Origin of the sequence: Phytoactinopolyspora endophytica, assembly GCF_004138495.1 — a bacterium.
Lineage (GTDB): Bacteria > Actinomycetota > Actinomycetes > Jiangellales > Jiangellaceae > Phytoactinopolyspora > Phytoactinopolyspora endophytica.
Genome location: NZ_ML142858.1, coordinates 85,093 through 89,898, shown reverse-complemented (window position 1 = coordinate 89,898; position 4,806 = coordinate 85,093). Strand labels below are relative to the sequence as shown.

The following is a 4,806-nucleotide window of genomic DNA, read 5'->3' as shown; positions in this document are numbered from 1 at the left end:
CCGCGGACAACGCAATGAACCCGACCGTGATGACGAGCACCATCATCCGGGCCCGAGACATCCGCGACAGCCGGCCGTCGATGCCGGCCAGCCGCGGCTCTGCGGTACGGCTCACGACGCCACCTCCTCCGACCGGGTCGTCGGATCCTCTGCCCGGGCTCGTCGCTCCTCGCGGCGGCGCAACCGGCGTCGCGCCACCTCGTCGACGATGAGGACGGACAGGACGACGATGCCCTGCATGATGGTGACCGCCGCGGGCGGGATGCCCTCGGACTGCAGCCGTGGCCCGGCCCGGTCCAGGAACGCGAAGAGCAGGGCCGCGAGCGCGATCCCTCCCGGCCGGTTCCGGCCGAGCAACGCCACCGCGATACCGGTGAACCCGTAGCCGGCCACGAAGGAGTCCGACTGGAACCGGTGCGCCGACCCCAGTAGGTCGGGCAACCCGACCAGGCCGGCCAACGCGCCGGAGAGCAGCATCGCCTTGATCACCATGGCTCGCGACGAGATGCCGTTGGCTGCCGCTGCCATCGCGTTCAGGCCGCTAGCTCGCAGCTCGAAGCCGAAGCGAGAGCGGGAGAGGACGACGGCGATGATGACGCCGACGACGATCGCGACCACGACGAAGCCGTGCACTGGCCGCCGTGGCTCCTCCAGCCCCAGCGCACCGAAGAGGTCGTTCAGCCCCGGGAACTGGCCGGACTCGTCGATCTCCCGGGTCGCGGCCGTCTCCCCAGAGCCGAGGTCCGGATCGGCGAACGGCGATCGGACCAGCCAGGCGGCGAGACCGACCGCGATCGAGTTGAGCATGATGGTGGAGATGACCTCGCTGACACCACGCGTGGTCTTCAGCACCGCCGGGATCGCCGCGTAGGCGGCGCCCGCGGCCATCGCGACGACGACGATCACCAGGATGTGCAGCGGCGCCGGCAGCACGATCGCCGCTCCGACGCCCGCGGCGACCACGGTCGCCATCCGGTACTGTCCCTCGACCCCGATGTTGAACAGCCCCATCCGGAAGCAGATGCTGACGGCTAGTCCGGCCAGGAAGAGAGGCGTCGCACGATTGATCCACACGCCGATGGAGTTCGCCTGGGCGGTGGGCGAGTCGCCGAAGTCGAACAAGGCGCCCAGCGCCGCCAGCGGGTCCTCACCGATGATCAGGATGAACACGCCGGTGATGAGCAGCGCCATGACCAGCGCCACCAGTGTGGGCGCAAGTCCGCGCACCCAGCCGAGCAACCGCGTCATCACACCTTCCCCAGCCGCGTCATCATCCCTCAACCTCGCCGTCCTGTGCCCCGACCTCGCCGTCCTGGGTCACCGCTCCGGTCATGTAGCCGCCGAGGACCTTCGGGGTCACCTCAGAGGGGTCGAGCTTGGCGACGATCCGGCCGCGGAAGAGCACGTAGAGCGTGTCCGAGAGTCCCAGCAGCTCCTCCAGGTCGGCGGAGACGAGCACGGTCGCCAGCCCGGCGGCCCGTGCCTCGCGCAGCCGGTCCCAGATGGCGGCCTGCGCACCGACGTCGACCCCACGGGTCGGGTGCGCGGCGACCAGCACCCGCAGCTTCGTGCTCATCTCCCGGCCGATGACGAACTTCTGCTGGTTACCGCCGGACAGCGCATCGGCAAGAGTCTCCGGGCCGGGTGCCCGGACGTCATAGTCGGCCATGATGGCGGCCGCCTCCTGGCGGGCCAGCCGCGGGCTGATCCAGTACCGCCCACCGGCCGGCGGTTTTACGTGCCAGCCGAGCAGCCGGTTCTCCCACAGTGGCGCGTCGAGTAGCAGCGCCTGCCGGTGCCGGTCCTCGGGGATGAACCCGATCCCGGCCGCGCGCCGATCCTGCGCCGGCCAGAGCGTCATGTCGTCGGCACCCAGGACGACGGTACCGGTGTCCGGCTTGCGCAAACCCATGATCGCTTCGACGAGCTCACTCTGACCGTTGCCCTCGACGCCGGCGAACCCGACGATCTCGCCCTGCCGCACGTCGAACGTGATGTCGCTGAGCAGGCTTGGGCCGTCGTCGGCGCTGATGCCGAGTCCGGCGACGGCGAGCTCGACGACGTCGGTCACCGTCGACTCGGTCGTCTCCGGCGTGGGCAGCTCGCTTCCGACCATCAGCTCGGCGAGCTCACGCGACGTCGTGGCCCGCGGCTCGACCGTCGCCACCGTCGACCCGCGCCGGATCACCGTGATCCGGTCGGCCACTTGCCGGACCTCGTCGAGCTTGTGGCTGATGAAGATCACCGACAGGCCGGCGCTGCGCAGCTCGGCGAGGTTGGCGAAGAGCGCATCGACCTCCTGCGGCACCAGGACCGCGGTGGGCTCGTCGAGGATGAGGACCCGGGCGCCGCGATACAGCACCTTGGCGATCTCGATCCGCTGCCTGTCCGCCACGGAAAGCTCCTCGACCAGCCGGTCCGGGCGGAGCCCAAGACCGTAGCGGTCGGAGATCTCGGTGATCTTCCGCCGGGCGGCGCGGAAGTCGAGACGCAGTCCGGTGGTCGGTTCGGCGCCCAGGACGATGTTCTCCAGGACGGTGAAGTTGTCGGCGAGCATGAAGTGCTGATGCACCATGCCGATTCCGGCCGCGATCGCGTCCTTGGGGTTGCCGAACTCAACGGCGCGGCCGTCCACGCTGATGCTGCCCTCGTCCGGCTGGTACATGCCGTAGAGGATCTTCATCAGCGTGGACTTGCCGGCGCCGTTCTCACCGACGACCGCATGCACTTCGCCATGCCGGACCTCGAGGTGGACGTCACTGTTGGCGACCACCCCGGGGAACCGTTTGGTGATACCGGCCAGCTCGATGACCGGCGCAGAGTTCTCGGTCACTCCTCGAAGTTGACTTCGATCTCGCCGTCGATGATCTGCTGCTTGTACTCCTCCAGCTGGGCGATGACGTCCTCGGGGATGAAGTCGCCGCTGGTGCTGTAGCCGACACCCTCGGTCGAGAGGTCGAAGACGCCGGACTCCACGGTTCCGTCGTTGGAGTAGGCTTCGATGCTCTCATAGACCGCGTTGTCCACCCGCTTGAGCATCGAGGTCGCGATCACCTGCTGGAGATCCGCGTCGCCGACCGTCTCGTACTGGTCGGAGTCGGTGCCCGCGGCCCACGCGTCGGCATCCGCAGCCGCCTGGAAGACGCCCACGTTCGAGTCGCCGGCAGCGGTGAAGACGAACTCCACACCCCGGTCGTACATGGCCTCCGCCGCGACCCGGCCGCCGGCCGCGTCGTCGAAGCCGCTGGGATCCTCTCCCGAGGCCAGGCGGTGGTCCTCCACCTCGATGGACTCGTCGACGGCGGCGACACCCTGCTTGAAGCCGGCGCCGAACGCGTTGATCACGACGCCCTCATTGCCGCCGACGAAGCCGATCTGGCCGGACTCGGCCATCAGCGCGGCCGCCGCACCCACCAGGAACGAGCCCTCGTGGTCGGCGAAGTTCATGACCGCGACGTTCTCTTTCTCGCTCGGAGCGCCGTCGATCCGGACGAACTGCACGTCAGGGTACTCGTCGGCCACAGTGTCCATGTCCTCGGCGAAGGCGTAACCGATGCCGAAGATCACCTCGTTACCATCGTCGGCGAGCTGGCGGAGGAGCTCGTCCCGGTTCGAGCCGTCCGCATTGGGCGACAGCTCCTCGAAATCGATGCCCAACTCGTCCTGCGCGCGCTCGATCCCGGCCGCGGCCGAGTCGTTGAACGACCGGTCTCCGCGACCGCCGACATCGAATGCGAGGCCGACCTCGAGGCCGTCACCGGAATCACCGGAGTCACCAGAATCCGTGGAATCTCCCGAATCCTCGCCATCATCGCTCGCACATGCTGTGAGCAGCAAGGCCGCGGTGGCGAACCCCGCGGCAAGTTTCATTACCCGGCGCACGGGCAGCTCCCTTCACGACGCATGGGGGGTTCACATCCCGACACCCCCGAAGACGCATGAGCGTATCCGTTACGCCCCAGTTCAGGCGACCTCAACAGGCCGTTGTTACCAGGTTGGAACGTCAGTCGACGCGCCCGTTTCTACGAGCAGGTCATCCGGTCAGCGGACGATGCTCTGAGACTCAGCCACCGGAACGTCCACCGTGGTCGTGCGAGCCAGCGGTTCCAGGTCCCCGCCGACCTGTTCGCCGTCCTGTGTCACGCCTTCCCAGCTGGCGTTCCACTCCGTCGACGCCGTCACCGGGTAGCCCCCCGGGTACTGCACCGACGCCCTGTCGAATTCGACCGTGCAGCCACTGTCGTCGTCGGCCCCCGCCGTCCACGAACTGATGGCGACCGCCGGCTCGCAGAACGTGTCGCCGGCCGGCGACGCGACGGACAGTCCACCGGTCTCGGCCGTCACCTCGGCCCACACCTCACCGTCCACCACTTCGGCACGGATCTGACGCTCGCCGTCCGATCCGCCGATGCTCTCCTCGGGGTTGGTGACCCAGAACCAGGTGGGGAAGTTGACCAGCGTGGCCCCGGCCAGGTTGCCAGTGCCCTGCGGGTTGCGATCGATCTCCGGCTCGTCGATGACCATGCGGTCGCGCGCCGCCTGTGCCAGAACCTCAGGATCGACCAAAACCGGCTGCTCTTCGCCTTGCACGAAAAGGCCGGCCACGATCGCGGATCCCATCACGTGACCGCCAGCGAACTCGATGGCTCGGTCGTCGATGTAAGGGATGTTGCAGTACAGAGAGCGCCAGATCAGTTTCTGGCCGTCAGCCTCGCGCTCGACCGCCTCCTCGTAGCGTTCTCGGGGCCCATACCATCTAACCCAGCCGCCGCCGTCCTCGTGCGGCTGGTTCCAGCCCCATTCGAT

General features: G+C 68.2%; 4 protein-coding genes. All 4 read right to left on the bottom strand.

Going from position 1 to position 4,806, the window contains the following annotated elements:
* Positions 1-111 precede the first annotated feature (111 nt).
* The gene (locus ELR45_RS19440) at positions 112-1,248 is read right to left on the bottom strand and encodes an ABC transporter permease (RefSeq protein ID WP_129667853.1); all 1,137 of its coding nucleotides are present in this window, start codon (positions 1,246-1,248) and stop codon (positions 112-114) included.
* A 22-nt stretch (positions 1,249-1,270) separates the two neighbouring features.
* Complete coding sequence (locus tag ELR45_RS19435; RefSeq protein ID WP_129667852.1) at positions 1,271-2,833, bottom strand: ABC transporter ATP-binding protein; 1,563 nt, start codon at positions 2,831-2,833, stop codon at positions 1,271-1,273.
* Positions 2,830-3,882, bottom strand: coding sequence for a BMP family lipoprotein (locus tag ELR45_RS19430; RefSeq protein ID WP_205856884.1), 1,053 nt, complete (start codon positions 3,880-3,882; stop codon positions 2,830-2,832). Before ELR45_RS19430 ends, ELR45_RS19435 begins: the two co-directional genes overlap by 4 nt.
* Before the next feature lie 159 nt (positions 3,883-4,041).
* Positions 4,042-4,806: hypothetical protein (locus ELR45_RS19425; protein ID WP_205856883.1), on the bottom strand; the 765-nt coding region annotated here is incomplete at its 5' end.